Origin of the sequence: Rhizobacter sp. J219, from assembly GCF_024700055.1 — a bacterium.
GTDB lineage: Bacteria > Pseudomonadota > Gammaproteobacteria > Burkholderiales > Burkholderiaceae_C > Rhizobacter.
On the sequence record NZ_JAJOND010000001.1, the window covers coordinates 728,495 to 754,754 of the forward strand.

General features: G+C 66.4%; 24 protein-coding genes. 22 read left to right on the forward strand and 2 right to left on the reverse strand.

Features of this window, described 5'->3' with window-relative positions; all coding sequences use genetic code 11:
- Positions 1–185 precede the first annotated feature (185 nt).
- The 5 genes from LRS03_RS03345 to LRS03_RS03365 all read left to right on the forward strand — a co-directional run bounded on the left by LRS03_RS03345 (position 186) and on the right by LRS03_RS03365 (position 7,492).
- Positions 186–3,044, forward strand: coding sequence for a 2-oxoglutarate dehydrogenase E1 component (locus LRS03_RS03345; protein ID WP_257829387.1), 2,859 nt, complete (start codon positions 186–188; stop codon positions 3,042–3,044).
- A gap of 106 nt (positions 3,045–3,150) precedes the next feature.
- The gene (odhB, locus tag LRS03_RS03350) at positions 3,151–4,419 is read left to right on the forward strand and encodes a 2-oxoglutarate dehydrogenase complex dihydrolipoyllysine-residue succinyltransferase (protein ID WP_257823862.1); all 1,269 of its coding nucleotides are present in this window, start codon (positions 3,151–3,153) and stop codon (positions 4,417–4,419) included.
- A 10-nt stretch (positions 4,420–4,429) separates the two neighbouring features.
- Positions 4,430–5,857 carry a dihydrolipoyl dehydrogenase gene (gene lpdA / locus LRS03_RS03355; protein ID WP_257823863.1) on the forward strand — a complete coding sequence of 476 codons (1,428 nt, stop codon included), beginning with the start codon at positions 4,430–4,432 and terminating at the stop codon, positions 5,855–5,857.
- Between the two features lie 7 nt (positions 5,858–5,864).
- The gene (gene zapE / locus LRS03_RS03360) at positions 5,865–6,962 is read left to right on the forward strand and encodes a cell division protein ZapE (RefSeq protein ID WP_257823864.1); all 1,098 of its coding nucleotides are present in this window, start codon (positions 5,865–5,867) and stop codon (positions 6,960–6,962) included.
- A complete protein-coding gene (locus tag LRS03_RS03365; protein ID WP_257823865.1) occupies positions 6,959–7,492 on the forward strand; it encodes a hypothetical protein in 534 nt (177 codons plus the stop codon). Before zapE ends, LRS03_RS03365 begins: the two co-directional genes overlap by 4 nt.
- A 4-nt stretch (positions 7,493–7,496) precedes the next feature.
- On the opposite strand, the gene LRS03_RS03370 is transcribed toward LRS03_RS03365, so the two are convergent.
- A complete protein-coding gene (locus LRS03_RS03370) occupies positions 7,497–8,261 on the reverse strand; it encodes a PP2C family protein-serine/threonine phosphatase (RefSeq protein WP_257823866.1) in 765 nt (254 codons plus the stop codon).
- A 48-nt stretch (positions 8,262–8,309) separates the two neighbouring features.
- On the opposite strand from LRS03_RS03370, the gene LRS03_RS03375 reads away from it, so the two are divergent.
- Together LRS03_RS03375 and yoaA are read left to right on the forward strand one after the other, a co-directional pair.
- Positions 8,310–8,510 carry a YdcH family protein gene (locus tag LRS03_RS03375; protein ID WP_257823867.1) on the forward strand — a complete coding sequence of 67 codons (201 nt, stop codon included), beginning with the start codon at positions 8,310–8,312 and terminating at the stop codon, positions 8,508–8,510.
- Positions 8,507–10,483 (forward strand): DNA repair helicase YoaA, encoded by a 1,977-nt coding sequence (gene yoaA, locus LRS03_RS03380; RefSeq protein ID WP_257823868.1) that lies wholly within the window; start codon positions 8,507–8,509, stop codon positions 10,481–10,483. The genes LRS03_RS03375 and yoaA overlap by 4 nt, the downstream gene beginning before the upstream one ends.
- Before the next feature lie 3 nt (positions 10,484–10,486).
- Here yoaA and LRS03_RS03385 read toward each other — a convergent pair whose 3' ends face one another.
- The gene (locus LRS03_RS03385) at positions 10,487–11,287 is read right to left on the reverse strand and encodes an outer membrane protein assembly factor BamD (protein ID WP_257829388.1); all 801 of its coding nucleotides are present in this window, start codon (positions 11,285–11,287) and stop codon (positions 10,487–10,489) included.
- A gap of 51 nt (positions 11,288–11,338) precedes the next feature.
- On the opposite strand from LRS03_RS03385, the gene LRS03_RS03390 reads away from it, so the two are divergent.
- The 15 genes from LRS03_RS03390 (at position 11,339) to hflX (ending at position 26,254) form a co-directional block, all read left to right on the forward strand.
- Positions 11,339–12,331, forward strand: a complete 993-nt coding sequence (locus LRS03_RS03390) for an RluA family pseudouridine synthase (protein WP_257823869.1) — start codon at positions 11,339–11,341, stop codon at positions 12,329–12,331.
- A 234-nt stretch (positions 12,332–12,565) separates the two neighbouring features.
- Positions 12,566–13,417, forward strand: coding sequence for an SMC-Scp complex subunit ScpB (gene scpB / locus LRS03_RS03395; protein ID WP_374684975.1), 852 nt, complete (start codon positions 12,566–12,568; stop codon positions 13,415–13,417).
- Positions 13,414–15,324: a pseudouridine synthase gene (locus tag LRS03_RS03400; RefSeq protein WP_257823870.1), complete on the forward strand. Its 1,911-nt coding sequence runs from the start codon at positions 13,414–13,416 to the stop codon at positions 15,322–15,324. The genes scpB and LRS03_RS03400 overlap by 4 nt, the downstream gene beginning before the upstream one ends.
- An 83-nt stretch (positions 15,325–15,407) precedes the next feature.
- The gene (gene ndk, locus LRS03_RS03405) at positions 15,408–15,833 is read left to right on the forward strand and encodes a nucleoside-diphosphate kinase (RefSeq protein WP_257823871.1); all 426 of its coding nucleotides are present in this window, start codon (positions 15,408–15,410) and stop codon (positions 15,831–15,833) included.
- Between the two features lie 57 nt (positions 15,834–15,890).
- Positions 15,891–17,033 carry a dual-specificity RNA methyltransferase RlmN gene (gene rlmN / locus LRS03_RS03410; RefSeq protein ID WP_257823872.1) on the forward strand — a complete coding sequence of 381 codons (1,143 nt, stop codon included), beginning with the start codon at positions 15,891–15,893 and terminating at the stop codon, positions 17,031–17,033.
- Positions 17,030–17,779, forward strand: a complete 750-nt coding sequence (gene pilW, locus LRS03_RS03415) for a type IV pilus biogenesis/stability protein PilW (protein WP_257823873.1) — start codon at positions 17,030–17,032, stop codon at positions 17,777–17,779. Before rlmN ends, pilW begins: the two co-directional genes overlap by 4 nt.
- A gap of 59 nt (positions 17,780–17,838) precedes the next feature.
- A complete protein-coding gene (locus LRS03_RS26725; RefSeq protein WP_374684976.1) occupies positions 17,839–18,135 on the forward strand; it encodes a helix-turn-helix domain-containing protein in 297 nt (98 codons plus the stop codon).
- Positions 18,087–18,752 (forward strand): RodZ domain-containing protein, encoded by a 666-nt coding sequence (locus tag LRS03_RS03420; RefSeq protein WP_257823874.1) that lies wholly within the window; start codon positions 18,087–18,089, stop codon positions 18,750–18,752. The genes LRS03_RS26725 and LRS03_RS03420 overlap by 49 nt, the downstream gene beginning before the upstream one ends.
- A gap of 4 nt (positions 18,753–18,756) precedes the next feature.
- Complete coding sequence (gene ispG, locus LRS03_RS03425) at positions 18,757–20,055, forward strand: flavodoxin-dependent (E)-4-hydroxy-3-methylbut-2-enyl-diphosphate synthase (protein WP_257823875.1); 1,299 nt, start codon at positions 18,757–18,759, stop codon at positions 20,053–20,055.
- 72 nt (positions 20,056–20,127) lie between these two features.
- Positions 20,128–21,450, forward strand: a complete 1,323-nt coding sequence (gene hisS / locus LRS03_RS03430; RefSeq protein WP_257823876.1) for a histidine--tRNA ligase — start codon at positions 20,128–20,130, stop codon at positions 21,448–21,450.
- Positions 21,451–21,483: 33 nt separating this feature from the next.
- Positions 21,484–22,167: a YfgM family protein gene (locus LRS03_RS03435; protein WP_257823877.1), complete on the forward strand. Its 684-nt coding sequence runs from the start codon at positions 21,484–21,486 to the stop codon at positions 22,165–22,167.
- Between the two features lie 32 nt (positions 22,168–22,199).
- Positions 22,200–23,282, forward strand: coding sequence for an outer membrane protein assembly factor BamB (gene bamB / locus LRS03_RS03440; RefSeq protein WP_257823878.1), 1,083 nt, complete (start codon positions 22,200–22,202; stop codon positions 23,280–23,282).
- Between the two features lie 24 nt (positions 23,283–23,306).
- Positions 23,307–24,644, forward strand: a complete 1,338-nt coding sequence (gene der, locus LRS03_RS03445; protein ID WP_257823879.1) for a ribosome biogenesis GTPase Der — start codon at positions 23,307–23,309, stop codon at positions 24,642–24,644.
- Positions 24,645–24,726: 82 nt separating this feature from the next.
- Positions 24,727–24,969 (forward strand): RNA chaperone Hfq, encoded by a 243-nt coding sequence (gene hfq / locus LRS03_RS03450; protein WP_047502530.1) that lies wholly within the window; start codon positions 24,727–24,729, stop codon positions 24,967–24,969.
- A gap of 34 nt (positions 24,970–25,003) precedes the next feature.
- Positions 25,004–26,254, forward strand: a complete 1,251-nt coding sequence (gene hflX / locus LRS03_RS03455; protein WP_257823880.1) for a GTPase HflX — start codon at positions 25,004–25,006, stop codon at positions 26,252–26,254.
- The last annotated feature ends 6 nt before the right edge of the window (positions 26,255–26,260 follow it).

Consider the following 26,260-nt stretch of genomic DNA (forward strand, 5'->3'; position numbering starts at 1 on the left):
GTCCAATGCGCCGAAGTGACAGCGGTTCCAAGCCGGTGTTACAGTCGCGCCCAGACTTTTTACGGTCCTTCCCGTCCCCTTGATGTCAGTCAAGGCGGGTCGCAATCCGCCAGTCGGTTAAGCCGTGTCGCGGAAGGTTTATCAACCCACTACAGCCCCGGAAACCGGAGCGAAAGGTGAGCGAAATGATGCAGGAATACAGGTCGAACTCGTACCTGTTCGGAGGCAATGCGCCCTACGTCGAAGAGATGTACGAGGCCTACCTCGACAACCCGGGCTCCGTGCCCGACAACTGGCGTGCGTACTTCGACGCCCTCCAAAACGTTCCTGCGACCGATGGCACCGAGGCCCGCGATGTGGCCCACGCGCCGGTGGTTGAATCATTCGCTCAGCGCGCCAAGGCCAACGCCTTTGCTGTCAAGACGAGCAGCACCGAGCTGGCCGTTGCGCGCAAGCAGGTCCACGTCCAGTCGCTGATCGCCGCCTACCGCTCGATCGGCGCCCGCTGGGCCGACCTCGACCCGCTCAAGCGGCAAGAGCGCCCCAAGATCCCTGAGCTGGAGCCGGCGTTCTACGACCTGAGCGAGTCCGACATGGACATCACGTTCAGCGCGACGAACACCTACTTCACCACCGCCGAGCAGCAGACGCTGCGCGAGATCCTGCAGGCGCTGCGTGAAACCTACTGCGGCAGCATCGGCGCCGAGTTCATGCACATCACCGAGCCGGTGGAAAAGCGCTGGTGGCAGCAAAAGCTCGAGTCGATCCGCTCGAAGCCCACCTACACCGCCGAGGAGAAGAAGAACATCCTCGAAAAGCTCACGGCCGCCGAAGGCCTGGAGCGTTATCTGCACACCAAATACGTCGGCCAGAAGCGCTTCTCGCTTGAAGGCGGCGAGAGCTTCATCGCCTCGATGGACGAGGTGGTGCAACGCTCGGGCGTCAAGGGCGTGCAGGAAATCGTGATCGGCATGGCCCACCGCGGCCGCCTCAACGTTCTCGTCAACACCCTGGGCAAGATGCCCAAGGACCTCTTCGCCGAGTTCGACCACACCGCGCCGGAAAACCTGCCCTCAGGCGACGTGAAGTACCACCAGGGCTTCTCGAGCGACGTGTCGACCGACGGTGGCCCGGTGCACCTGAGCCTGTCGTTCAACCCCTCGCACCTGGAGATCGTGAACCCGGTGGTCGAAGGTTCGGTCAAGGCGCGTCTCGACCGCCGCGGCGACAAGGCCGGCGACACCGTGCTGCCCGTGCTGGTGCACGGCGACGCGGCCTTCGCGGGCCAGGGCGTGGTGATGGAAACGCTGGCGCTCGCGCAGACCCGCGGCTACTACACCGGTGGCACGCTGCACATCGTCATCAACAACCAGATCGGCTTCACCACCAGCGACCCGCGCGATACCCGCTCCACGCTGTATTGCACCGACGTCGTCAAGATGATCGAGGCACCGGTGCTGCACGTGAACGGCGACGACCCCGAAGCCGTGGTGCTGTGCACCCAGCTGGCGCTCGACTACCGCCAGGAGTTCAACAAGGACGTGGTCGTCGACATCGTCTGCTTCCGCAAGCTGGGCCACAACGAGCAGGACACGCCGTCCCTCACCCAGCCGCTGATGTACAAGAAGATCGGCCAGCACCCCGGCACCCGCAAGCTCTACGGCGACAAGCTCGTCGCCCAGGGCGTGCTGCCGCCCGAAGGTCCGGACGACATGGTCAAGGCCTATCGCGCCGCGATGGAAGCCGGCAAGCACACGGTCGACCCGGTGCTCACCAACTACAAGAGCAAGTACGCCGTCGACTGGTCGCCCTTCCTCAACAAGAAGTGGACCGACTCGGCCGACACCGCGCTGCCGCTCACCGAGATCAAGCGTCTGGCCGAGCGCATCACCGCGATCCCGGTCAACTTCAAGCCGCATCCGCTGGTCGAGAAGGTGCTCGCCGACCGTGCGGCGATGGGCCGTGGAGAGATCAACGTCGACTGGGGCATGGCCGAGCATTTCGCCTACGCCTCGCTCGTGGCGAGCGGCTACCCGGTGCGTCTGTCGGGCGAAGACTGCGGCCGTGGCACGTTCACGCACCGCCACGCCGTGCTGCACGATCAGAACCGCGAGAAGTGGGACGAAGGCACCTGGACGCCGCTGCAGCACATCGCCGACAACCAGGCGCCGTTCGTCGTCATCGACTCGCTGCTGTCCGAAGAAGCCGTGCTCGGCTTCGAGTACGGCTATGCGTCTGCCGATCCCAACACCCTCGTGATCTGGGAAGCGCAGTTCGGTGACTTCGTGAACGGCGCGCAGGTCGTGATCGACCAGTTCATCGCGTCCGGCGAAGTGAAATGGGGCCGTGCCAACGGCCTCACGCTGATGCTGCCGCACGGCTACGAGGGCCAAGGCCCCGAGCACTCGTCGGCGCGCCTCGAACGCTTCATGCAGCTGGCCGCCGACAACAACATGCAGATCGTGCAGCCGACCACGGCCAGCCAGATCTTCCACCTGCTGCGCCGGCAGATGGTGCGTATGTTCCGCAAGCCCCTCGTCATCATGACGCCCAAGTCGCTGCTGCGCGCCAAGGATGCGTCGTCTCCGCTGGCCGAGTTCACCAAGGGCGAGTTCCGCACCGTGATCGGGCCCAACCATCCCGAGATCGATCCGCAGAAGGTCAAGCGCATCATTGCCTGCTCGGGCAAGGTCGCCTACGACCTGATGAAGAAGCGTGACGAGAAGAAGTCCTTCGACACCGTGGTCCTGCGCGTGGAGCAGCTGTACCCGTTCCCGCACAAGGCGTTCTCGGCTGAACTGAAGAAGTTCCCGAACGCGACCGAGGTGGTGTGGTGCCAGGACGAGCCGCAAAACCAGGGCGCCTGGTTCTTCGTGCAGCACTACATCCACGAGAACATGACCGAAGGCCAGAAGCTCGGCTACGCCGGTCGCCCGGCCTCGGCCTCGCCGGCGGTGGGCTACTCGCACCTGCACCAGGAGCAGCAGAAGGCCCTGCTCGACCAGGCATTCGGCAAGCTCAAAGGTTTTGTCCTGACGAAGTGATGTTCACGAGAGCGACGGCGGCCGCCCTGCGCCGTCGTCGCTTCGTGCGCTCGGCCGCGAAAAGACGGCCACTCGCGCGGGGTGATGAACGACAGAAAGAATTGAAATGGCAATCGTAGAAGTCAAGGTTCCGCAGCTTTCCGAATCCGTCGCCGAAGCGACGCTGCTGCAGTGGAAGAAGAAGCCCGGCGAAGCCGTGGCCGTGGATGAAATCCTCATTGAGATCGAGACCGACAAGGTTGTGCTCGAAGTGCCGGCACCGTCGGCCGGTGTGATGGGTGAAATCGTCAAGGGTGATGGCTCCAGCGTGGTGAGCGACGAAGTCATCGCCAAGATCGACACCGAAGGCAAGGCCGGTGCAGCCGCTCCTGCCGCAGCCGCGCCTGCCCCTGCTGCAGCGGCCCCCGCGCCTGCCGCGGCAGCGCCCGCCGCAGGCGGCAGCAAGGGCGACGTGGCCATGCCCGCCGCCGCCAAGCTGCTGGCCGACAACAACCTCACGGCCAGCTCTGTCGCCGGCACCGGCAAGGACGGCCGCGTGACCAAAGGCGACGTGCTGGGCGCGATCGCCGGGGGTGCAAAGCCCGCTGCCGCCGCACCCGTGAGCGCACCGGTGAACGCCGCCGTCGCCAAGCCGCTGCCCGCCGTGGCCGCACCCGTTGCGATGAACCTGGGCGACCGCCCCGAGCAGCGCGTGCCGATGAGCCGCCTTCGCGCCCGCGTCGCCGAGCGCCTGGTGCAGTCGCAATCGACCAACGCCATCCTCACCACGTTCAACGAGGTGAACATGGCCCCGGTGATGGAGATGCGCAAGAAGTTCCAGGAGAAGTTCGAGAAGGAGCACGGCGTGAAGCTGGGCTTCATGAGCTTCTTCGTGAAGGCCGCGGTGGCCGCGCTCAAGCGCTACCCGGTCGTCAACGCCTCGGTTGACGGCAATGACATCGTCTACCACGGCTACTTCGACATCGGCATCGCGGTCGGCTCGCCGCGCGGCCTGGTGGTGCCCATCCTGCGCAACGCCGACCAGATGACCTTCGCCGAAATCGAAAAGAAGATCGCCGAGTTTGGCAACAAGGCCAAAGAAGGCAAGCTCTCGCTCGATGACCTCACCGGCGGCACCTTCTCCATCTCGAACGGCGGCACCTTCGGCTCGATGCTGTCGACGCCCATCATCAACCCGCCGCAGTCGGCCATCCTCGGCGTGCACGCCACGAAGGACCGCGCTGTCGTCGAGAACGGCCAGATCGTCATCCGCCCGATGAACTACCTGGCGATGAGCTACGACCACCGCATCATCGACGGCCGCGAAGCCGTGCTGTCGCTCGTGGCGATGAAGGAAGCGCTGGAAGACCCGGCCCGCCTGCTGTTCGACATCTGAGGACACGACCATGAGCAAGAACTTCGACGTGGTCGTCATCGGTGGCGGCCCCGGTGGCTACATCGCCGCCATCCGCGCAGCACAACTCGGCTTCAACGTCGCCTGCATCGACGAGTGGAAAAACGGCAAGGGCGGTCCGGCACCGGGCGGCACCTGCACGAACGTCGGTTGCATTCCCTCGAAGGCGCTGCTGCAGTCGAGCGAGCATTTCGAGCATGCGGGCAAGCACTTTGCCGACCATGGCATCGGGCTGTCGAACCTGAGCATGGACGTGGCCAAGATGCTCGGCCGCAAAGACACCGTCGTGAAGCAGAACAACGACGGCATCCTGTACCTCTTCAAGAAGAACAAGGTGTCGTTCTTCCACGGCCGTGGTTCCTTCGTGAAGGCCGCTGACGGCGCCTACGAGATCAAGGTGGCCGGTGCGGCGGAAGAGTCGCTCACGGCAAAGCACGTGATCGTCGCCACTGGCTCCAACCCGCGTGCACTGCCCGGGGCCGCCTTCGACGAAGAGAACATCCTCTCCAACGATGGCGCACTGCGCATTCCCTCGGTGCCGAAGAAGCTGGGCCTGATCGGCGCCGGCGTCATCGGCCTCGAGATGGGCTCGGTGTGGCGTCGCCTCGGCTCGGAGGTGGTGGTGCTGGAAGCGCTGCCCACCTTCCTCGGCGCCGTCGATGAGCAGATCGCCAAGGAAGCCGCCAAGGCCTTCAACAAGCAGGGTCTGAAGATCGAACTCGGCGTGAAGATCGGCGAGGTCAAGTCGGGCAAGAAGGGCGTGACGGTAGCGTATGCCAACGCCAAGGGCGAAGCGCAGACGCTGGAGGTCGACAAGCTCATCGTGTCGATCGGCCGTGTACCCAACACCATCGGCCTGAACCCCGAAGCCGTGGGCCTCAAGCTCGACGAGCGTGGCGCCATCGTCGTCGACGACGACTGCAAGACCAACCTGCCCAACGTCTGGGCCATCGGCGACGTGGTGCGCGGCCCGATGCTTGCGCACAAGGCCGAGGAAGAGGGTGTGGCCGTGGCCGAGCGCATCGCCGGCCAGCACGGGCACGTGAACTTCAACACCATCCCGTGGGTCATCTACACCTCGCCCGAGATCGCGTGGGTGGGACAGACCGAGCAGCAGCTCAAGGCTGCAGGCCGCGCCTACAAGGCCGGCACCTTCCCGTTCACCGCCAACGGCCGCGCGCGTGCCCTGGGCGACACGACGGGCATGGTGAAGTTCCTCGCCGATGCCAAGACCGACGAGATCCTCGGCGTGCACATCGTGGGACCGATGGCCTCCGGAGCCATCTCGGAAGCGGTGGTGGCGATGGAGTTCAAGGCCTCGGCCGAAGACATTGCGCGCATCTGCCATGCGCATCCGAGCTTGAGCGAAGCGACCAAGGAAGCCGCACTCGCGGTGGACAAGCGCACGCTGAACTTCTGACCTCACCTTGGGAGTTCGAGCGCTCTACGAGCAGACGCTGGCCGAGCGGGGGTACCAGCCCGACCCGGCCCAGCTGCGTGCCATCGATGCGCTCGAACGCTGCGAGCGGGAGTGGGCCGACTACAAGGCCCGCCGCAGCAACGCCATCACCAAGCTGGTGGTGAAGCCGCCGATCCCGCGCGGTGTCTACATGTATGGCGGGGTAGGGCGGGGAAAGAGCTTCCTGATGGATTGCTTCTTCAACGCCGTGCCGCTCACCCGCAAGACGCGGCTGCACTTCCACGAGTTCATGCGCGAGGTGCACCGCGAGCTGGCCGAGTTGAAGGGCACGGTCAACCCGCTGCACGAACTGGGCAAGCGCATCGCGCGGCGCTACCGCCTCATCTGCTTCGACGAGTTCCACGTCGCCGACGTGACCGACGCGATGATCCTGCACCGACTGCTCGAATCGCTGTTCGAGCACCGCGTGAGCATCGTGACCACCTCCAACTTCGAGCCGGACGGGCTGTACCCGAACGGCCTGCACCGCGATCGCATCCTGCCGGCGATCGAGCTGCTGAAGGAGAAAATGGAGGTGCTGAGCGTCGACAACGGCACCGACTACCGCCGGCGCACGCTGGAGCAGGTCAAGCTGTACCACACCCCCCTCGGGCCCGAGGCCGATGCCGCGATGAGCGAGGCCTTCACGCGTCTCGCCGAAAGCAAGGACGAAACCCCGGTGCTGCACATCGAGCACCGCGAGCTGCATGCGCGTCGCAAGGCAGGTGGTGCGGTGTGGTTCGATTTCAAGCAGCTCTGCGGCGGCCCGCGTTCGCAGAATGACTACCTCGAACTGGCGACGCAATTCCACACGGTGTTGTTGTCGGACGTGCCGCAGATGTCGCCGCGGCTCGCCTCGGAAGCGCGGCGCTTCACCTGGCTGGTCGACGTGCTTTACGACCGTCGCGTGAAACTCATCATGTCGGCCGCGGTGCCACCGGAGCAGCTGTACACCGAGGGCCCGCTTGCGCACGAGTTTCCGCGCACGGTGTCTCGGCTGAACGAGATGCAGTCGACGGAATTCCTGTCGCTTGCCAAGCGAGACGTCGATACGTCGCTGACATGAAGACGGCCGTGCTCATGCTCGCCATCGCAGCGCTCGGTGCGAACGCCGCGACGCGTGAAGAGCTGAAACGCGAACGCGAGGCCATCGAGGCCGAACACGCACGCCGTGCCGAAGCCTGCAAGACGCAGTTCGTGGTGACCCCTTGTCTCGACAAGGTTCGCGTCGAGAAGCAGAAGGCCTTGAGCCGTGTGACGGCTGAAGAAAATGCGCTCGATGCGGCGGAGCGCCAGGCGCGTGCCGAGGCTCGCCAGAAGCGTCTGGCCGACAAGGCCGCAGCGGCATCGGCTGCACCGCCAGCACAACCGGCGTCCGCCGCGGCATCGACGCCGCCACGCAAGGCGCCCAAGGCGCGGCCCATGCCAAAGGAATCGCCAGACCGCAGTGCGCGCGAGCAGAAGAAGCGGGAAGCTTTCGAAGCCCGTCAGCGCGAGATCGAGGCCCATCGTGAAGCGGTGGAACGGCGCAATGCCGAACGGGCCCGCAACAAGCCGGCGCCCCGGCCTTTGCCGCCGCCGGCGAGCGGCGCCTGACGCCTCAACTCAGCGGATCGAGGCGCACCAGCGCCAGTGAGAGGTTGTCGCCCGATCCCCGCGCACGCTGGCGGGCCTTGCTCACCAGCATCTCGCTGGCTTCGCGCGGCGGCAGCGTGTGCACGATCGCGCCCAGCTCCTTGGGCGTGAAGTAGTGCCACAGGCCATCGCTGCAGGCCAGCATGGTGTCGCCGATTTCCAGGCGGTCGATGTGGTGAAGCGTAAGAGGAGGGTCCTGGAAGGTGCCCAGGCAGCCGGTCAGCAGGTTGGACTGCGGATGGGTGTTGGCCTCGTCTTCGGTGATCTGGCCTTCGTCGACCAGGCGCTGCACGAAGGAGTGGTCGATCGTGCGGCGGACCATGTCGGGCCCCCGGAAGTGGTACACGCGCGAGTCGCCCGCGTGGATCATGTCGCACTCGCGAGAAGGGCTGATCAGGAACGCGGTCACCGTGCTGTGCGGCTCCTCTTCCGCCGTGATCGCGGTCAGCTTGATCATCAGGTGCGCTTCCAGCACCAACTGCTTGAGCAGCTCGGACGGGTCGTCCTGGTTGGGGCTGTAGCGGTCAAAGAGCTGTTTGGCGGTGAGGATCACCTGGTCGGCGGCCTTGCGCCCACCGCTTTTGCCACCCATGCCGTCGGCCAGCACGGCGAGCGCGCAGCCGGGAATGCGGTGGTGGGGCAGGATTTCGACCTGGTCCTGCTGGTAGGCGCGGTCGCCGCGGTGAATGCCGGTGGCCGCAGACAAGCGGTAGCCAGGAGGTGTGCTCATGGGCGAAAACTATAATCGCATCCGCTCCGCTCTCCTCATCGCGCTTTCATGGATGACAACCTGCATTCGCCACAGCGCCGATTGATCGAGCTGCGCATCGAACACGCCGACCTCGATTCCCTCATCGATCAGGTCGGTGAAGGCCGGCCCGACGAGTTGGCATTGCGCCGGCTGAAGAAGCGTCGCCTCGTCCTCCGCGACCAGATTTCCCAACTCGAAGCCCAGCTGGAACCCCCAGAGCCTGCATGAGCCTTCTGCGCGAGCATGTGGCGCAAGCCTTTGCGCCGGGCGGGCCCTTGTCCGAGGCCGACGAGCGCTATGTGGAGCGCGACGTCCAGCAGCGCATGGCCGATGCGGTCGCCGAAGCCATCGACGAGCGCAAGGCGCTGGTCGCCGAGGCCGGAACAGGTGTGGGCAAGACCTTTGCCTACCTCGTGCCGACGCTGCTCTCGGGCAAGCGCGCTCTGGTCAGCACCGCCACCAAAAGCCTGCAGGACCAGCTGTTTCTGCGGGATTTGCCACGTTTGCGCGATGCCTTGCAGCTGCCGGTGTCGCTGGCCCTGCTGAAGGGGCGAGCGAGTTACCTGTGCCTGCACCGCATGAAGCAGGCGCACCAGTCGGCCCAGCTGCCCGACCGCTGGGCCGTGCGCACGCTGGCGAAGATCGAAGCGTGGGCGCAAGGCACGCAGAGCGGCGACCTGGCCGAACTCGATGGGCTGGATGAGCGTTCGAGCGTGATCCCGCTGGTCACTTCATCGCGCGAGAACTGCCTTGGCAGCGAGTGCCCCGACTACCGGCAGTGCCATGTGATGCGGGCGCGCCGCGAGGCGATGGCGGCCGACCTCGTGGTCGTCAACCACCATCTTTTCTTCGCCGACATGGCCTTGCGCGACAGCGGTGTGGCCGAACTGCTGCCGAGCGTGGAGGTGGCCGTGTTCGACGAAGCCCATCAACTGGGCGAAGCCGGTGTGCAGTTTCTTGGCGTGACGCTCGGCAGTGCGCAGGTGATCGACTTCGCCCGCGACATGCTGGCCGCCGGCCTGCAACTGGCGCGTGGCCTCATGCCGTGGCAGGACCTGTCGACTGCCTGCGATCGTGCCGCCCGCGAATTGCGGCTTGCGGCGGTGGGCCCGCTGCGCGAGGTGCGCGGCAGTTTCAAGCTGCGTTGGGACGAACGCTCCACCCGGGCTGACTTCCAGGAGTCGCTCGGAGCGGTGGCCCAGGCCTGCCTGGCCGCGGCCGAAGCGCTCGACACGGTCGATGAACTCGCCCCCGACTTCACCAAGCTCGCCGAGCGGGCACGCCAGCTGGCCAGCGGTGCCGAGCGGTTTCGCCACGACGCCGTGCCGGGCCATGTGCGCTGGATCGACCTTTCGCCGCATCAGGCGCGCATGGTGGAGTCTCCGCTCGACATCCGCGAGGCCTTGCGCGAGCAGATGGATGCCGCGCCCAAGGCGTGGATCTTCACCTCCGCGACGCTGGGCGACGACGAGCGCCTCAGCTGGTTCACCGAATCGGCCGGGCTCGACGACGCGACGGTGCTGCGTGTCGGCAGCCCGTTCGACTACGCGGCCCATGCGCGGCTTTACGTGCCCACGCGCTTCCCCAAACCCAATGAGGCTTCGCACCCGGCGGAAGTGGCGGCGCTGGCGGCGCGTTTTGCGCGCGCGCTCGGTGGCCGCACCTTCGTGCTGACGACCACGCTGCGTGCGTTGCAGGCCATCGGCGATCGCCTGCGGGCGCTGTTCGAGGCTGAGGGCGATGCCATCCAGGTGCTGCAGCAGGGCGACGTGCCCAAGCGGCAGTTGCTGCAGCAGTTCCTCAACCAGCCACGCTCGGTGCTGGTGGGGTCGCAAAGTTTCTGGGAAGGTATCGACGTGCCGGGCGAGGCCTTGCAATGCGTGCTGATCGACAAGCTGCCGTTTCCGCCGCCGAACGACCCGCTGGTCGAAGCGCGCGTCAAGCGGCTGGAGAGCGAGGGCCGCAACCCCTTCGCCGATTACTTCATTGCCGAGGCGGCGGTGTCGTTGAAGCAGGGAGCGGGGCGCCTGATCCGCAGCGAGACCGATCGAGGCCTGCTCGTCGTCTGCGACCCCCGCATGGCGGGCATGAACTATGGCCGCCGCTTGCGCGACGCCTTGCCGCCGATGACGCGGGTGATGAGCGAGGCCGAGGCGCTGGCCTGGCTCGACGACCTGTCGGCGGCCGCGCTGCCGTTCTGAAACCTACTTGGCGGCGGGCGCCGGAGCGGGCAAGGTCGCGAGGAAGCCGCTGGTCGGGAAGTTCTTGCGCAGGATGCGATTGGCATCGTCGCGCAGCTGGGTCATGCCGAGCTTGTCGTAGCTCTGCACCATGAGCGCCAGCGCCTCCTCGGCCGCCGGGGCCTGCTGGAACTCCTGCAGCGTCTGCTGCGCGCGGTTGACGGCGGCCAGGTAGGCACCGCGGCGGTAGTAGTAGCGCGCCACGTGCACCTCGTAGGCGGCGAGCGAGTTCACGATGTAGCGCATGCGCACCTGCGCGTCGGGCGTGTACTTCGAACGAGGGAACTGCTCGGTCAGCTGCTTGAACGACTGATAGGAATCGCGCGAGGCCTGCTGGTCGCGCTCAGACAGATCTTGGTTGGCCAGGCTGCCGAAGATGCCGAGGTTGTCGTTGAAGTTGATCACGCCCTGGAGGTACAGCGCGTAGTCGAGGGCCGGGCTGGTGGGGTGCAGCTTGATGAAACGCTCGACGATGGCCAGGGCCTGGGCCTTTTCGCCGGTGCGAAAGCTCATGTAGGCGCGCTCCAGCTGGGCCTGCTGCGACAGCAGCGTGCCGGCGGCGCGGCCTTCGAGGCGCTCATAGAGCTTGAGCGCACGTTCGTAGTTGCCGGCCGAAGCTTCCTCGCGGGCCTCTGAATACAATTTCTCCACGCTCATGCCGGCGGTCTCGTCCTTCGGGACCGAGTCGCAGGCCGACAGCAGCAGCGACACCACGGCCAGCGACAGGGCTTTCGACGCGCGGCGAGTCCAGCGGATCCGATTCATCAACGACATGGCGCCGCCGCGGCAGCGCTTCGAGTGGAAAGCGCAGAGTATATGGTTCGCCCCCCGCTGCCAGACGTGTTGCCCCTGCCGCCGGAGCAGGACGAGGACGACGCTCCCGAGCGCCGCTCGATGCTTGTGCCTGCCGAGCAGCATGGCACGCGGCTCGACAAGGTGCTGGTCACGATGGCCGACGAGTTCTCGCGCAACCACTTGCAGCATCTGATCGATGAAGGGCATGTGTGGGTCGACGGCGCGGCGGCCAAGAGCGCCTCGCGCAAGGTGCAGGCAGGTCAGCGTGTCGAGGTTGACCTGGTGCCGACGGCCGAGAGCCGTGCTTTCAAGGCCGAGCCGATCGCCTTGCCGATCGTGTTCGAAGACGATCACCTGCTGGTGGTCGACAAGCCTGCCGGCCTGGTGGTGCACCCCGCCGCGGGCAACTGGTCGGGCACATTGCTCAACGGGTTGTTGTCTCACCATGCAGCGGCGGCCACGCTGCCGCGTGCCGGCATCGTGCACCGGCTCGACAAAGACACCTCCGGGTTGATGGTGGTGGGCAAGACCTTGCCCGCCGTCACCGCGCTGATGCGTGCGATCGCCGCCCGCGAGGTGCAGCGTGAGTACCTGGCGCTGGCCCACGGCCATCTGGCAGAGGCGTTCGTGCGCATCGATCGGCCGCTGGCGCGCGACCCGCAATCGCGTGTGCGAATGGCCATCGTGCCCAGTGGCAAGTCGGCCCAGACCGACGTCACTCGCCTGGGCGTTGCCGAGACAGTCGATGGATGGGTGAGCGCGGTGCGGTGCAAGCTGCACACCGGCCGCACCCATCAGATCCGCGTGCACCTGGCCTCGCGAGGTCATCCCCTGGTGGCCGACACCACCTACGGTGGCCGGCCCGCACTGGGGCTGCAGCGACAGGCCCTGCATGCGCAGCGGCTCGCGTTCGTGCATCCACATGACGGCGCGCAGGTGTCATTCGAGGCACGCTTGCCCGCCGATCTGGCACTGGCCTGGCAACAGGTCATGGGCGGTCATGGCAGTGCCTGACGAGCTTCTATACAATGCGGCCACTTTCCCCGGGTGATCGAGCGTCTGACTTGAATGTCGGGCGCACCGCGTACAGCGCCCACCTGCGGAAGTGATCGTGCCGGATGGGGCGCGACCAGTGGTTCGCCGCGATGAGTCGTGCGAGCCTCGAGGCCCAACACGCAGCAGCCAACGACGTGGGCCCGCCGCTTTTGCAGGCAGCCCCAAGCGGAAAGCCGCTGTGAACGAGTCCTGATGCCGGAAACGTGTCCGGCGATCCCGACAGAGGATGTAGACGAGTCCATGAACACACAGGATGCGAAGCGCGTCCTCGAAACCGCGCTCATCTGTGCGCAGCAGCCCTTGCCCCTGAAGGACATGCGCACCCTGTTCGCCGATGAACTTGGCCCCGACAGCTTGCGGGCCTTGCTCGACGAGCTGACGCGTGACTGGGAAGGGCGCGGTGTCGAACTGGTGGCGCTGTCGACTGGCTGGCGTTTCCAGAGCCGGCCCGAGATGCGCGACTACCTCGACCGGCTCAACCCCGAGAAGCCGCCCAAGTATTCGCGTGCCGTCATGGAAACGCTGGCCATCATCGCCTACCGCCAGCCGGTGACGCGTGGCGACATCGAGGACATCCGCGGTGTCACGGTCAGCAGCCAGATCGTGAAGCAGCTGGAGGATCGCGGCTGGATCGACGCCATCGGCTACCGCGAAGCACCGGGCCGCCCGGCGCTCTACGCGACGACCAAACAGTTTCTCGACGACCTCGGTCTGGCAAGCCTCGAGCAGCTGCCCACGCTAGAAGGCGGGGCCGCGCCCACTGCGGCGGCGCTGGCCGAGGTGCTGCCGGATCAGGGCTCGCTGCTGGAAGATCCCGCGCAGGGAACGCTGAGTCTGGAGGCTGACGTCGAGATGATGCCCGCCGAAGCGGAGCTTGACCCGGTGGCTGAAGCCGAAACCGAGTTCGATGCTGCCGCGTCCGTCGAGGCCGCGGCGTCGCCTGCCACTGGCATCGACGATGCCGAAGCGCCGCCGCCCGATGAGTCCCCCGAACTTCCTTCCGAACCCGCGGCAGAGACCGCCCCGATGGACCCCCAAGCATGAACCAGCCTGACGACGACACCCCGGTTGACGTAAGCCCTGCACCGACGGACGCAGCGCCTGCCGAGGCCAAGCCCGCGCGGCGTCGCCGTGCGGTCAAGGCCGACGCGGCGGCTCCTCCCGATGAGGCCTCTGCCGAGGAGGGCTCAGCCGCTGATGCAGCACCCAAGCCGGCGCGCAAGCGTCGCACGGCCGCTGCCAAGCCGGTGGAGGCTGGTGACGGAGTGGCCGCACCAACTGCCGCTCAGGAAGACGCCTCGCCTCGCGCGCCGAGCCCAGCGCCGGTGGCCGCCATGCCGGTCGACGCGAGCGAGGCTGCGCCCGTCGCCGCATCGGAGGCCGCCGAAAGTGGTGACGGGGGCGACGCTCCTGGTGCGGAAGGCGACGACCGTCCTCGTTCGTCGCGCAACCGTCGCCGCAACCGCAAGGACCGGCAGCGTGAACGCGAAGGCGCCGCCGATCCGGCCGCCACCGCGCAGGCCGCGGTGAACCAGGCGGGTGAAGTTTTCGCGCAGGTGCTGTCGGGTGACTTCGACCTGGAAGCACCGGTGGCTGAAGAGGTCGCCGAGCCGGCCGAGGCCGTCGACGAGGCCGCGGCCGAACACAAGCGTGTGCTGGCCGCCGAACCCGACGCGCCCAAGCTGCACAAGGTGCTTGCCCAATCGGGTATCGGCTCCCGCCGCGACATGGAGCAGCTCATCGAAGACGGCCATGTGACCGTCAACGACCAGCCCGCCCATGTGGGCCAGCGTGTGTCGTTCGGCGATCAGGTCAAGATCAAAGGCAAGCCGGTGCGCATCCGCATCGTGCCGCCGCCGGCCCGCATCATCGCGTACCACAAGCCGGTAGGTGAGGTCGTCACGCATGACGATCCGGAGGGCCGCCCGACGGTGTTCCGCCGCCTGCCGCGCCTGCAGCAGGGCAAGTGGCAGTCGGTGGGCCGTCTTGACCTCAACACCGAGGGTCTGTTGCTTTTCACCACTTCGGGCGAGCTGGCAAACCAGCTGATGCACCCGCGTTTTGGCGTCGAGCGCGAATACGCGGTGCGGGTGCTGGGCACTCTGACCGAGGAAGACCGCGAAGAGCTGCTCAACGGCGTCAACATCGAAGGGCAGATGGCGAGCTTCAAGTCCATCCAGGACGGGGGCGGCGAAGGCGCCAACCACTGGTACCGCGTCGTCATCACCGAAGGCCGCAACCGCGAGGTGCGCAAGCTCTTCGACGAAGTGGGGCTGACCGTCAGCCGCTTGATCCGCATCCGCTATGGCACCGTGGTGCTGCCGCGCGGCCTCAAGCGAGGGGTGTGGGTCGATCTCGACGAGAACGACGTGCGCGCGATCCGTCGCCTGGCCAGTGGCAACAACCCGGGTCAGCAGCAGAACGATCGCGGAGCGCACGGGAACCAGCAGAACAACAACCAGAAGCGCGGCAACCGCAACGACCGCGGAGATCGCAACGATCGTGGTCCGCGTCCAGACCGTGGGCCCCGAGGCGGGCAGCAACAGCCCGCGCCGGCGCAGGCCCGCGACGGCGGCTACGACGACCAGGACCGCGACGAGGACCTGGACTTCGATCCGAGCAAGATCCCCAACCCTCTGGAGCAGACCTTCGACAAACGCTTCGTCCAGAAGCCGCGCGGCCCGGTGGGCGGTGGTGGCTTCGGTCGCGGCGGCGGCGGTTTCGGTGCCGGCGGCAGCGCGCCGCCGCGTCCGCAGGGAGGCGGCAACAAACAGAAGGGCGGCCCGCGTGAGCCCGATCCGCTGCAGACCTCGGTCGGCTACATCGGCGCCGATGCCTTCCACCGCAAGAACCGCGGAAACCGCGGCAAAGGCGGCGGCGGTGGGGGCGGTTTCGGTGGCGGCGGGGGCGGCGGTGGTGGTGGATTTGGCGGCGGCCGCCGCGGCCGCTGAGCCCTGCTGGTATTCACGAAGGAACCCACCTTCAAGCGTTAGAATCCAAAACTTTGCCAAGTGCTTGATTCAGGAGAAGAAATATGGCGATCGAACGTACCCTTTCCATCATCAAACCCGACGCGGTCGCGAAGAATGTGATCGGCCAGATCTATGCGCGCTTCGAAGGCGCCGGCCTCAAGATCGTCGCCGCTCGCATGGCGCATCTGTCGCGCAATGAAGCCGAGCAGTTCTATGCGGTGCACAAGGCCCGCCCGTTCTTCAAGGACCTGGTGGACTTCATGGTGTCCGGTCCGGTCATGATCCAGGTGCTCGAAGGTGAAGGCGCCATCGCCAAGAACCGCGACCTGATGGGCGCGACCGATCCGAAGAAGGCCGAGAAGGGCACCATCCGTGCCGACTTCGCCGACAGCATCGACGCCAATGCCGTGCACGGTTCCGACGCGCCCGAAACGGCCGCCGTCGAAGTGGCGTTCTTCTTCCCTGGCATGAACGTCTTCAGCCGCTAAGTGCTGGCCTTGCGCCTCGCGTAGGCGTTGCCTGCCTGAGCGCAAGGAACCAACCTCATGACACCGGCCAACCTGCTCGACTTCGATCTCGACGGACTGGCCGCGTATTGCGAAAAGCTGGGTGAGAAGCGATTTCGCGCCACCCAGCTATTTCGTTGGATCCATCAAAAGGGCGAAGCCGATTTCTCGGCCATGTCCGACCTGGCGAAATCGCTTCGCGACAAGCTTGCGGGTGTTGCGGTCGTGTCGCCGTTGTCCATCGTCAACGAGCAGGCCTCGAGCGATGGCACCATCAAATGGCTCTTCGATGTTGGCGGCGGCAACGCTGTCGAGAGCGTCTTCATTCCCGAAGATGACCGCGGCACCTTGTGCGTCTCGTCACAAGCCGGGTGCGCCGTGGGCTGCCGTTTCTGCTCGACCGGCCACCAGGGCTTCAGCCGCAATCTCACCACCGGCGAGATCGTGGCCCAGTTGTGGTTTGCCGAACACCATCTGCGCAAGCGGCTGAACCTGGCACCGGGCGAACGGGCCATCACCAACGTCGTGATGATGGGCATGGGCGAACCGCTGCAGAACTACTCGGCCCTGGTGCCCGCGTTGCGCGTGATGCTCGATGACCATGGCTATGGCCTGTCGCGCCGTCGGGTCACCGTCTCCACCTCGGGCGTGGTGCCGATGATCGACCGCCTGCGCGAAGACTGCCCGGTCGCTCTGGCGGTCTCGCTGCATGCACCCGACGACGCGCTGCGCGACAACCTCGTGCCGCTCAACAAGAAGTACCCGATCACCGAGCTGTTCGATGCGTGCAACCGCTACCTCGAGCGTGCGCCGCGCGACTTCATCACCTTCGAGTACTGCATGCTCGACGGCGTGAACGACACCCAGGCCCATGCCGAGGCGCTGGTGCAGATCAGCCGCCGGGTGTCATGCAAGTTCAACCTGATTCCGTTCAACCCGTTCCCCGAGTCTGGCCTGACGCGTTCGCCGCGCGAGCGTGTGATGGCGTTTGCGCGCGTGCTGCAAGACGCCGGTGTGGTGACGACGGTGCGCAAGACACGCGGCGACGACATCGCTGCCGCCTGCGGACAGCTTGCGGGCGAGGTGCAAGACCGTACCAACGTCGCCCAGCGCATGACGCGTTCGCCGATCCAGATCCATCGCAAGACCCCTTCGTCCAACCCTCCGGAGAAACATGCATGAGTCTGGGCCGCAGTCGCTTGTGGGTCGTCGTCGCCAGCTGGGTGGTCGGTGCATGGATCGCGGGCTGTGCCTTGCCTCCGCCGCAGCCCGCACCGGGCGAGACGCGTGACCGCGTCACCGAATCCGACGAAAGCGAAACCAGCAAGCGCGCCCGTGTGCGCCTCGAACTCGCCAGCGCCTATTTCAGCCGCGGCCAGCACACCACCGCGCTCGACGAAGTGAAGCAAGCCGTGTCGCTGAACCCCAACCTGGGCGAGGCCTACAACCTGCGCGGCCTGATCTACGCCGCCCTGGGGGACGACACGCTGGCGCAAGAGAGTTTCAAGCGTGCCCTGCAAATCAACCCCAACGACGGCGACAGCCTGCACAACTACGGCTGGTACCAATGCCAGCAGAAGCGCTATCGCGAGGCGCAGGCCATGTTCCAGCAGGCGCTGGCCACCCAGCAGTACCCGTCAGCACCTCGCACGCTGATGATCAGCGGCGTGTGCCATGCCCGCGCCGGCGAGTGGCCCGAGGCGGAACTCGCCTTGACCAAGGCCTACGAGCGCGATCCGTCGAACCTGGCGACCGCGGTGAACCTGGCCGAGGTGCTGCTGCGGCGTGGGGAGGCCGAGCGGGCCCGTTTCTACATCCGCCGGGTGAACTCGACGCCGAACCAATCCAGCGCACAGACGCTGTGGCTGGCTGCACGCATCGAACACAAGCTCAACAATCGCCAGGGAGTCAACGAAACTCGGCCGTGAGCTGCGCAACCGTTTCCCGGCATCGCGGGAAGCATCCGCCTTCGAGCGAGGCCTCTTCAATGAGTGACACGCTGGACGACACCCCGATCGCCCAACCCGTTCCCACCCCCGACACCGCGGGCAGCCTGCTCAGGCAGGCACGTGTGGCCAAGGGCTTGCACATTGCGGCGCTGGCGACGTCCATCAAGGTGGCACCGCGCAAGCTTGAGCTGCTCGAAGCCGATCGGTACGACGAAACCCTGGCGCGACCTTCACCCGCGCGCTGGCACAGACCGTTTGCCGCACCCTCAAGATCGATGCGGCGCCGGTGCTGGCCCTCTTGCCGCAGCCGGCCGACCAGGGCCTGTCGCAGCTGAGCCGGGGCCTGAACGAGCCGTTCCGCGACAAGCCGGGGCGACGTGTCCCGAGCGACCTGAGTTTCCTCAAGAGTCCGATCGTGATCGCAGCCGGTGTGCTGGTGCTGGCGAGTGCGGCGATGTACCTGTTGCCGGCAGGCTGGGTGGACGAACTCACGCAACCGGGCAACGGCATCGTGGCGCGCGACGGCGACGCGGCGTCGGTCCCCGCACCCATGGCCTCCGCCGTCATGACATTGCCGCCGCCGGCGGTTGTGATGGCGGCGTCCGATGCCTTGCCGGCGCCGGTTTCGCAGCCTGCATCGGCGTCGGCGTCGGGTGCCGCGGCGGCTTCTGCGCCGTCCGCCACCGCGTCATTGCCGGCGGCTGCAGCCGTCGCGCCAAACGGCGCACTCCTGCTGCGCGCTAAAGCCCAGTCGTGGGTCGAGGTGATCGACGGCCGGGGCAACCCCTTGATGTCGCGTTTGCTCGAAGCCGGAGAAACCGTGGGCCTCGATGGGCCTACTCCGCTGCGGGTGAGAATCGGCAACGCCTCGGCCACGCAGGTGTCGTTCCGCGGTCGCCCGGTCGATCTCTCGCCCTCGCGCGACAACGTGGCCAAGCTAGAACTCAGGTGATGTCATGACCCAGGCCCCTGCTGCCCTCGACGATTTCATTGAACCGGCGGTTCCTCTCGTGCGGCGCAACCTGCAGGCACAGGTGCGCTGGGGTGCGCGGCTGGTCACGATCGGTGGTGACGCGCCGGTCCGTGTGCAGTCGATGACCAACACCGACACGGTCGATGTGATCGAGACCGCGATCCAGATCAAGGAGCTGGCGGTGGCCGGCTCCGAACTCGTGCGCATCACCGTCAACACGCCCGAGGCGGCGGCGGCCGTGCCGCACATCCGCGATCAGCTCGACCGCATGGGCATCGACGTGCCGCTGGTGGGCGACTTCCACTACAACGGCCACCGTCTGCTCACCGAATACCCGGCGTGTGCCGAGGCCTTGTCGAAGTACCGCATCAACCCCGGCAACGTGGGCAAGGGCGACAAGCGCGACAAGCAGTTCGCCCAGATGGTCGAAGTGGCCGCCAAGTACGACAAGGTGGTGCGCATCGGCGTCAACTGGGGCAGCCTCGACCAGGAGCTGCTCGCGCAGATGATGGACGAGAACGGCAAGCTCGCCGAGCCCTTCGAGCCGCAGCAGATCATGTACCGCGCGATCATCACCTCGGCTGTCGAGTCAGCCCGGCGTGCCGAAGACGTTGGCCTGCGGGCCGGGCAGATCGTGCTGTCGTGCAAGATGTCCGGCGTGCAAGACCTCGTGAGCGTGTACCGAGCGCTCGCCAAGCGCTGCGACTACCCGCTGCACCTCGGCCTCACCGAAGCCGGCATGGGCACCAAGGGGACGGTGGCCTCGACCGCCGCGCTGTCGCTGCTGCTGCAAGAAGGCATCGGCGACACCATCCGTGTCTCGCTCACCCCGCAGCCCGGTGAAGCCCGTACGCAGGAGGTCGTGGTCGCGCTGGAGATCCTGCAAGCCCTCGGCCTGCGCTCCTTCAACCCGAGCGTGACCGCCTGCCCGGGCTGCGGCCGCACCACCAGCACCACCTTCCAGGAACTTGCCAAGCAGATCGACGACTACCTGCGCCTGCAGATGCCGGTGTGGCGTGCGCGTTACCCCGGCGTCGAGAAGATGAAGGTTGCGGTGATGGGCTGCATCGTCAACGGCCCGGGCGAGAGCAAGCATGCCGACATTGGCATCAGCCTGCCCGGCACCGGTGAAGCACCGGCCGCGCCGGTGTTCATCGACGGCGAAAAGGCACTCACGCTGCGCGGAGAGCGAATCGCCGAAGAATTCCAGGCGCTCGTCGAGAACTACATCGAGAAGCGCTACGGCAGCGCGACCGCACAGCATTCGACCGCGCCGGCCTGACCAGGGCTGCGCGCTCCCGGCGAACGACGCCGTCTCACGCGACGGCCCACCTTTCCTCATCTTCCGTTAGAGATGGCTGACAAAAAGAACGCCGCCTTGCAGGCCGTGAAGGGCATGAACGACATCCTGCCGCCCTCGGTGCGGCGCACCGAGAAGCTGCCCGATTCGGCCATCTGGGCCTGGTTCGAGACCACCGTACGCCGTGTGCTGTCGAACTATGGCTACCAGTACCTGCTGACCCCGATCGTCGAACCCACCGCGCTGTTCGTGCGTGGCCTCGGTGAGGTGACCGACATCGTCGAGAAGGAGATGTACTCCTTCACCGATTCGATGAATGGCGACAAGCTCACGCTTCGCCCCGAAGCCACGGCCGGCATCGTGCGTGCGATGGTCGAGCACAACGCGCTCTACAACGGGCCGCTGCGCATCTGGACGATGGGGCCGATGTTCCGCCACGAGCGGCCGCAGAAGGGGCGCTACCGGCAGTTCAACCAGCTCGACGTCGAGGCGCTCGGCTTTGCCGGCCCCGACGTCGATGCCGAGATGATCCTGATGGTGCGCAGCCTCTGGCGCGAGCTGGGGCTGGTGGTCGGGGAGCACGTGCGACTGGAGATCAACAGCCTCGGCCAGCCCGAAGAGCGCCGCGCCCACCGCGAGGCGCTGATCCGCCACTTCGAGCAGCACGTCGACACGCTCGACGAAGACGCCAAGCGCCGTCTGCACAGCAATCCGCTGCGCATCCTCGACACCAAGAACCCGGCGATGCAGGCGGTGGTCGAATCCGCGCCCAAGCTGATGGACTTCCTGGGGGAAGCCTCGCTCGCGCACTTCAACGCCGTGCGCAAGGTGCTCGATGCGGCCGGGCTCGACTACCGCGTCAACTCCCGCCTGGTACGAGGCATGGACTATTACAACCTCACCGTCTTCGAGTGGGTCACCGACCATCTCGGCTCGCAAGGCACCGTGTGCGGTGGCGGTCGCTACGACGGGCTGATCGAACAGCTGGGTGGCAAGCCGGCGCCGGCGGTGGGCTTCGGCCTCGGCATCGAGCGCCTGTTGCTGCTGCTGCAGGAACTGGCCGTGCCGGTGCCCAGCAGCGCGCCGCTCGCCTATGCCGTGATTCCGAGCGAGGCGACGGTGGCGCAGGCGATGGTCACGATCGAGGCGCTGCGGCAGGCCGGCGTTTCGGTGCTGATGCACGCCGGTGGCGGCAGCATGAAGAGCCAGTTCAAACGCGCCGACGCCAGCGGCGCCCGATTTGCCCTCATCTTCGGGGACGACGAAGTGGCACGCGGCGAGGTGTCGCTCAAATCCTTGCGCGATGCGGCCGTGCCGCAGCGCAGCCTGCGCCTCGCGGACGCGGCCACCTGGGCGGCCGAACTGCTGGCCGCATAATCCCCGACTCTTTTTGCAGAAACGCATTCCCTCATGGCCACGCATCTCGACCTCGAAGAACAAGAGCAGCTCGACCAGCTGAAAGCCTTCTGGAAGCAGTACGGCAACCTCATCACCTGGGTGCTGGTCCTGGCTCTGGGCGGGTACGCCGCCTGGATGGGCTGGAACAACTGGAAGCGCGAGCAGGCGGTCAAAGCCGGCGTGCTCTTCGAGGAACTGGAGAAGGCCGCGCAGGCCGGTGACGTCGACAAGACCGTGCGTGTCTTCGGCGACATGAAAGAGCGCTTCGGCCGCACCGGCTATGCGCAGCAGAGCGCGCTGGTCACCGCCAAGCTGCAGCATGAGAAGGGCCAGGGCGAAGCGGCGCGCAGCACGCTCGCCTGGGCGGCCGAGAACGCGAGCGAAGACGAATACCGCACGGTGGCGCGCCTGCGTCTGGCGGGCCTGTTGCTCGACGAGAAGAAGTACGACGAAGCCCTGAAGCAGCTCGATGGTGCAACGGGCAAGGAATTCGCCGGGCTCGTCGCCGATCGCCGTGGCGATGTGTTGCTCGCTCAAGGAAAGAAGGACGACGCCAAGGCGGCGTACCTGCAGGCCTGGAAGACGCTCGAAGAGACGGTGGAATACCGTCGCATCGTCGAAGCCAAGCTCGCCGCGCTCGGCGCGGCTCCGGCCGAGACGGCGAAGGCCACCACCGCGTCGGGGGCCGGCAAATGACGATGGCGGCGCGCCGATTTGGCGCCTGGGTGATGCTTCTGGCGCTGGTGGGCTGTGCCGGCTCCGGTCGACCCGACCCGACGCCGCTGCAACCGCTGGAGCCCAAGGTCACCGGCCGGCAGGTCTGGAACGAAGACATCGGCAAGATCAGCTTTCCGCTCGCCGTGTCCGTGAACGGCGGCGTCTTCACCGTGGCCGATGACAGTGGACTCGTCCTCGCTCTCCAGGCCGAGACCGGCAAGGAAATCTGGCGCGCCGAGGTGGGTGACAAGCTGAGCGCCGGTGTGGGCAGCGACGGGCGTTTTACGAGTGTCGTGACGCGCAACAACCAGCTCGTCACCCTGCAGGCCGGCAAGGTCGCCTGGCGCAAGGCCTTGCCCTCGCGCGTGGTCACCGCGCCGCTGGTGGCGGGCGAGCGGGTGTTCGTGGTGGCGGTCGATCGTTCGGTGCATGCCTTCGACGCGCTCGATGGCCGCAAGCTCTGGACCTACCAGCGCCCGAGCGACGCGCTCAACCTCGCCAGCCCCAGTGTGCTGATGCCGTTCAAGGACACGCTGGTGGTCGGGCAGGGTGCCAAGCTCGCCGGGCTTGACCCCTTGGTCGGCAGCATGCGCTGGGAGGCGACGTTGGCGTCGCCGCGCGGCACCAACGAAGTCGAGCGCCTGGCCGACGTGGTGGGCCCGGCCGCACGGGTGCGCGACACCCTCTGCGCGCGCTCGTACCAGGCCGCGGTCGCGTGCGTCAACGCCGAGCGCGGCAGCACGATCTGGACGCGCAATGCCGGTGGCATCACGGGCGTGGGCGCCGACGACCAGATGGTGATCGGGGTCGACGCGACCGATCGCGTCAGCGCCTGGAAGATCAGCGATGGCACGCCCGCGTGGACCGTCGAAAGCCTGCTCTACCGCAGTCTGAGTGCGCCCCTCGTGATCGGCAAGGCAGCGGTCGTCGGCGACGTGAAGGGCATGGTCCACTGGTTTGCGCGCGACACAGGCGAAGCCGTGCTGCGCCTGCCCACCGATGGCAGCGCCATCAAGAGCGTGCCGGTGGCGTCTGGCCTCACCTTGCTGGTGGTCACGAGCGACGGTGGGCTGTATGCCTTCCGGCCCCAGTGAACGAGCGCACAGCGTCCTGACGCCATGAAACCAGTGATCGCGGTGGTGGGCCGCCCGAACGTCGGCAAGTCCACTCTGTTCAACCGCATGACGAAGAGCCGCGATGCGATCGTGGCCGACTTCTCCGGTTTGACGCGCGACCGGCACTACGGCGACGGCCGCCTGGCCGATCGCGAGTACATCGTGGTCGACACCGGCGGTTTCGAGCCCGACAGCTCCACCGGCATCGTCAAGGAGATGGCCAAGCAGACCCGCCAGGCCGTGGCCGAGGCGGATGCGGTGATCTTCGTCGTCGACCTTCGGGCGGGCGTGTCGGCGCAGGACCACGACATCGCGCGCTACCTGCGCACGGCCAACAAGAAGGTCTTTCTTGCGGCCAACAAGGCTGAAGGCATGAGCGACTCGCCGTTGCTCGGTGAGTTGTACGAGCTGGGCATGGGCGCGCCGCACCCCATCTCGTCGGCGCACGGGCAGGGCATCCGCAGCTTGCTCGATGCCGTGCTGGCGGACTTCCCGTTCGACGAGGAGCCCGACGACGAGGGCGCCGGCGAGCAGGCGCCGATACGGTTGGCCGTCGCCGGCCGCCCCAACGTGGGCAAGTCCACCCTCATCAACACCTGGCTCGGCGAAGAGCGGCTGGTTGCGTTCGACATGCCCGGCACGACGCGTGATGCGATCCGCGTGCCCTTCGAGCGGCACGGACAGAAGTTCGAGCTGATCGACACCGCCGGCCTGCGCCGCAAGGGCAAGGTGTTCGAGGCGATCGAGAAGTTCTCGGTGGTCAAGACGCTGCAGGCCATCGCCAGTGCCGACGTGGTGCTGCTGCTGCTCGACGCCACCCAGGGGGTGAGCGAGCAGGACGCCCACATCGCCGGCTACATCCTCGAAAGCGGGCGCGCCGTGGTGTTGGCGGTCAACAAGTGGGACGCCATCGACGACTACCAGCGTGAGGTGCTGGAGCGCTCGATCGCCCAGCGGCTTGCGTTTCTGAAGTTCGCACCGGTTTTGCGCATTTCAGCGCTCAAGCGGCAGGGCATGGGGCCGCTGTGGCAGGCCATCGCCGATGCCCACGCATCGGCCACGCGCAAGATGAGCACGCCGGTGCTGACCCGATTGCTGCACGAGGCGGTGGAATTCCAGACGCCCAAGCGTTCGGGTACATTCCGCCCGAAGCTGCGTTACGCGCACCAAGGTGGGATGAGCCCACCGGTGATCGTGATCCACGGCAATTCGCTGGAGCATGTGACCGACGTCTACAAGCGCTATCTTGAGATGCGCTTCCGCGAGCACTTCAAGCTGGTGGGCACGCCGCTGCGCATCGAGATGCGCTCGGGGAAGAATCCCTACGCCGACAAAGACTAGGCTCATTGTCTTTAAAGCGGTGCTGCCGCACAGGGCTGTGTTAACGTGACAGCCTCATCCACTACATATCACGGAGCATATCGTGAGCAATAAAGGGCAGCTTCTACAAGACCCATTTCTGAACCTGCTTCGCAAGGAGCACGTTCCGGTGTCGATCTACCTTGTGAACGGCATCAAACTGCAGGGCCACATCGAGTCCTTCGACCAGTACGTGGTGCTGTTGCGCAATACCGTGACGCAGATGGTCTACAAGCACGCGATCTCGACCGTCGTGCCGGGCCGCGCGGTGAATTTCCACGCCGCCGAGGCCCCGGAGCAGACCTGAACCCCGGGCTGCGCCCGCTCAGGCGGACCTCACCTTGACTGCAGCGGCACCCACCGCCGCTTCGGCGGCGGGCGATTCTCCTCGGGCCATCCTGGTGGGCGTGGACCTTGGTGGTCGCGCGCATTTCGACGAGACCCTCGACGAACTGGCATTGCTGGCCGAATCAGCGGGTGATCTGCCGGTCGCACGGGTCATCGCCAAGCGCAAGGCGCCGGACCCGGCGCTTTTCGTGGGCTCGGGCAAGGCTGACGAGATCAAGGCGCTCGTGGAGGGCCACAAGGCCGAGGCGGTGCTGTTCGACCAGGCCTTGTCGCCGGCCCAGCAGCGCAACCTCGAGCGCCACCTCGGTGTGGCTGTCGCCGACCGCACCATGCTCATCCTCGAGATCTTCGGCGCCCGCGCGCAAAGCCACGAGGGCAAGTTGCAGGTCGAGCTGGCACGTCTGCAGTACCTGTCGACCCGTCTCGTGCGGCGCTGGAGCCACCTGGAGCGCCAGCGCGGCGGCATCGGCACACGCGGGGGCCCGGGCGAAGCCCAGATCGAACTCGACCGCCGCATGATCGCCGAGCGCATCAAGTCGGTGAAAGAGCGCCTGGTGAAGGTCAAGCGCCAGCGCGGCACGCAGCGGCGTTCGCGCGAGCGCAGCGGCACGTTCCGCATTTCGCTTGTCGGCTACACCAACGCCGGCAAGTCGACGCTCTTCAATGCCCTTGTGAAGGCGCGAGCCTACGCGGCCGACCAGCTTTTCGCCACACTCGACACGACCACCCGCCAGCTCTACCTCGAAGAGATCGACACGACGGCGTCGCTTTCCGACACGGTGGGCTTCATCCGCGACCTGCCGCACAAGCTGGTCGAGGCGTTCGAGGCCACGCTGCAGGAGGCGGCCGATGCCGACCTGCTGCTGCATGTGGTCGACGCCGCCAGCCCCGTGCTTGACGAGCAGATGGCCGAAGTCCAGCGTGTGTTGCACGAAATCGGCGCCGACGCCATTCCGCAGATCCTCGTCTACAACAAACTCGATAATCTCCCCGAGTCGCAGCGGCCCCACGTTTCGAGCGATGTGCTCGAATGTGACGGCGGTGTGCGCGTCCAGCGTGTGTTCGTGAGTGCATTGAACGGCACCGGGCTGCCAGAGCTGCGGCGATTGATTGCCGCAGCGGTGACAGCCAGCCAGGGCGCGAGCTTGAACTTCGACGCGGTGGCGCCAGATTCCGCAGCATCGGAACCTCGGCTTGAAATCGAGACCGAAGACGACCCCAGAGCGTACAGACGACAACTCTGAACCTGT

Bases quoted from the DNA above. Each gene is read 5' to 3' on its own strand.
- LRS03_RS03345 (WP_257829387.1), top strand. From the start codon at position 186: ATGATGCAGGAATACAGGTCGAACTCGTACCTGTTCGGAGGCAATGCG.
- odhB (WP_257823862.1), top strand. From the start codon at position 3,151: ATGGCAATCGTAGAAGTCAAGGTTCCGCAGCTTTCCGAATCCGTCGCC.
- lpdA (WP_257823863.1), top strand. From the start codon at position 4,430: ATGAGCAAGAACTTCGACGTGGTCGTCATCGGTGGCGGCCCCGGTGGC.
- LRS03_RS03365 (WP_257823865.1), top strand. From the start codon at position 6,959: ATGAAGACGGCCGTGCTCATGCTCGCCATCGCAGCGCTCGGTGCGAAC.
- LRS03_RS03370 (WP_257823866.1), bottom strand. From the start codon at position 8,261: ATGAGCACACCTCCTGGCTACCGCTTGTCTGCGGCCACCGGCATTCAC.
- LRS03_RS03375 (WP_257823867.1), top strand. From the start codon at position 8,310: ATGGATGACAACCTGCATTCGCCACAGCGCCGATTGATCGAGCTGCGC.
- yoaA (WP_257823868.1), top strand. From the start codon at position 8,507: ATGAGCCTTCTGCGCGAGCATGTGGCGCAAGCCTTTGCGCCGGGCGGG.
- LRS03_RS03385 (WP_257829388.1), bottom strand. From the start codon at position 11,287: ATGAATCGGATCCGCTGGACTCGCCGCGCGTCGAAAGCCCTGTCGCTG.
- LRS03_RS03390 (WP_257823869.1), top strand. From the start codon at position 11,339: ATGGTTCGCCCCCCGCTGCCAGACGTGTTGCCCCTGCCGCCGGAGCAG.
- scpB (WP_374684975.1), top strand. From the start codon at position 12,566: ATGCCGGAAACGTGTCCGGCGATCCCGACAGAGGATGTAGACGAGTCC.
- LRS03_RS03400 (WP_257823870.1), top strand. From the start codon at position 13,414: ATGAACCAGCCTGACGACGACACCCCGGTTGACGTAAGCCCTGCACCG.
- ndk (WP_257823871.1), top strand. From the start codon at position 15,408: ATGGCGATCGAACGTACCCTTTCCATCATCAAACCCGACGCGGTCGCG.
- rlmN (WP_257823872.1), top strand. From the start codon at position 15,891: ATGACACCGGCCAACCTGCTCGACTTCGATCTCGACGGACTGGCCGCG.
- pilW (WP_257823873.1), top strand. From the start codon at position 17,030: ATGAGTCTGGGCCGCAGTCGCTTGTGGGTCGTCGTCGCCAGCTGGGTG.
- LRS03_RS26725 (WP_374684976.1), top strand. From the start codon at position 17,839: ATGAGTGACACGCTGGACGACACCCCGATCGCCCAACCCGTTCCCACC.
- ispG (WP_257823875.1), top strand. From the start codon at position 18,757: ATGACCCAGGCCCCTGCTGCCCTCGACGATTTCATTGAACCGGCGGTT.
- hisS (WP_257823876.1), top strand. From the start codon at position 20,128: ATGGCTGACAAAAAGAACGCCGCCTTGCAGGCCGTGAAGGGCATGAAC.
- LRS03_RS03435 (WP_257823877.1), top strand. From the start codon at position 21,484: ATGGCCACGCATCTCGACCTCGAAGAACAAGAGCAGCTCGACCAGCTG.
- bamB (WP_257823878.1), top strand. From the start codon at position 22,200: ATGCTTCTGGCGCTGGTGGGCTGTGCCGGCTCCGGTCGACCCGACCCG.
- der (WP_257823879.1), top strand. From the start codon at position 23,307: ATGAAACCAGTGATCGCGGTGGTGGGCCGCCCGAACGTCGGCAAGTCC.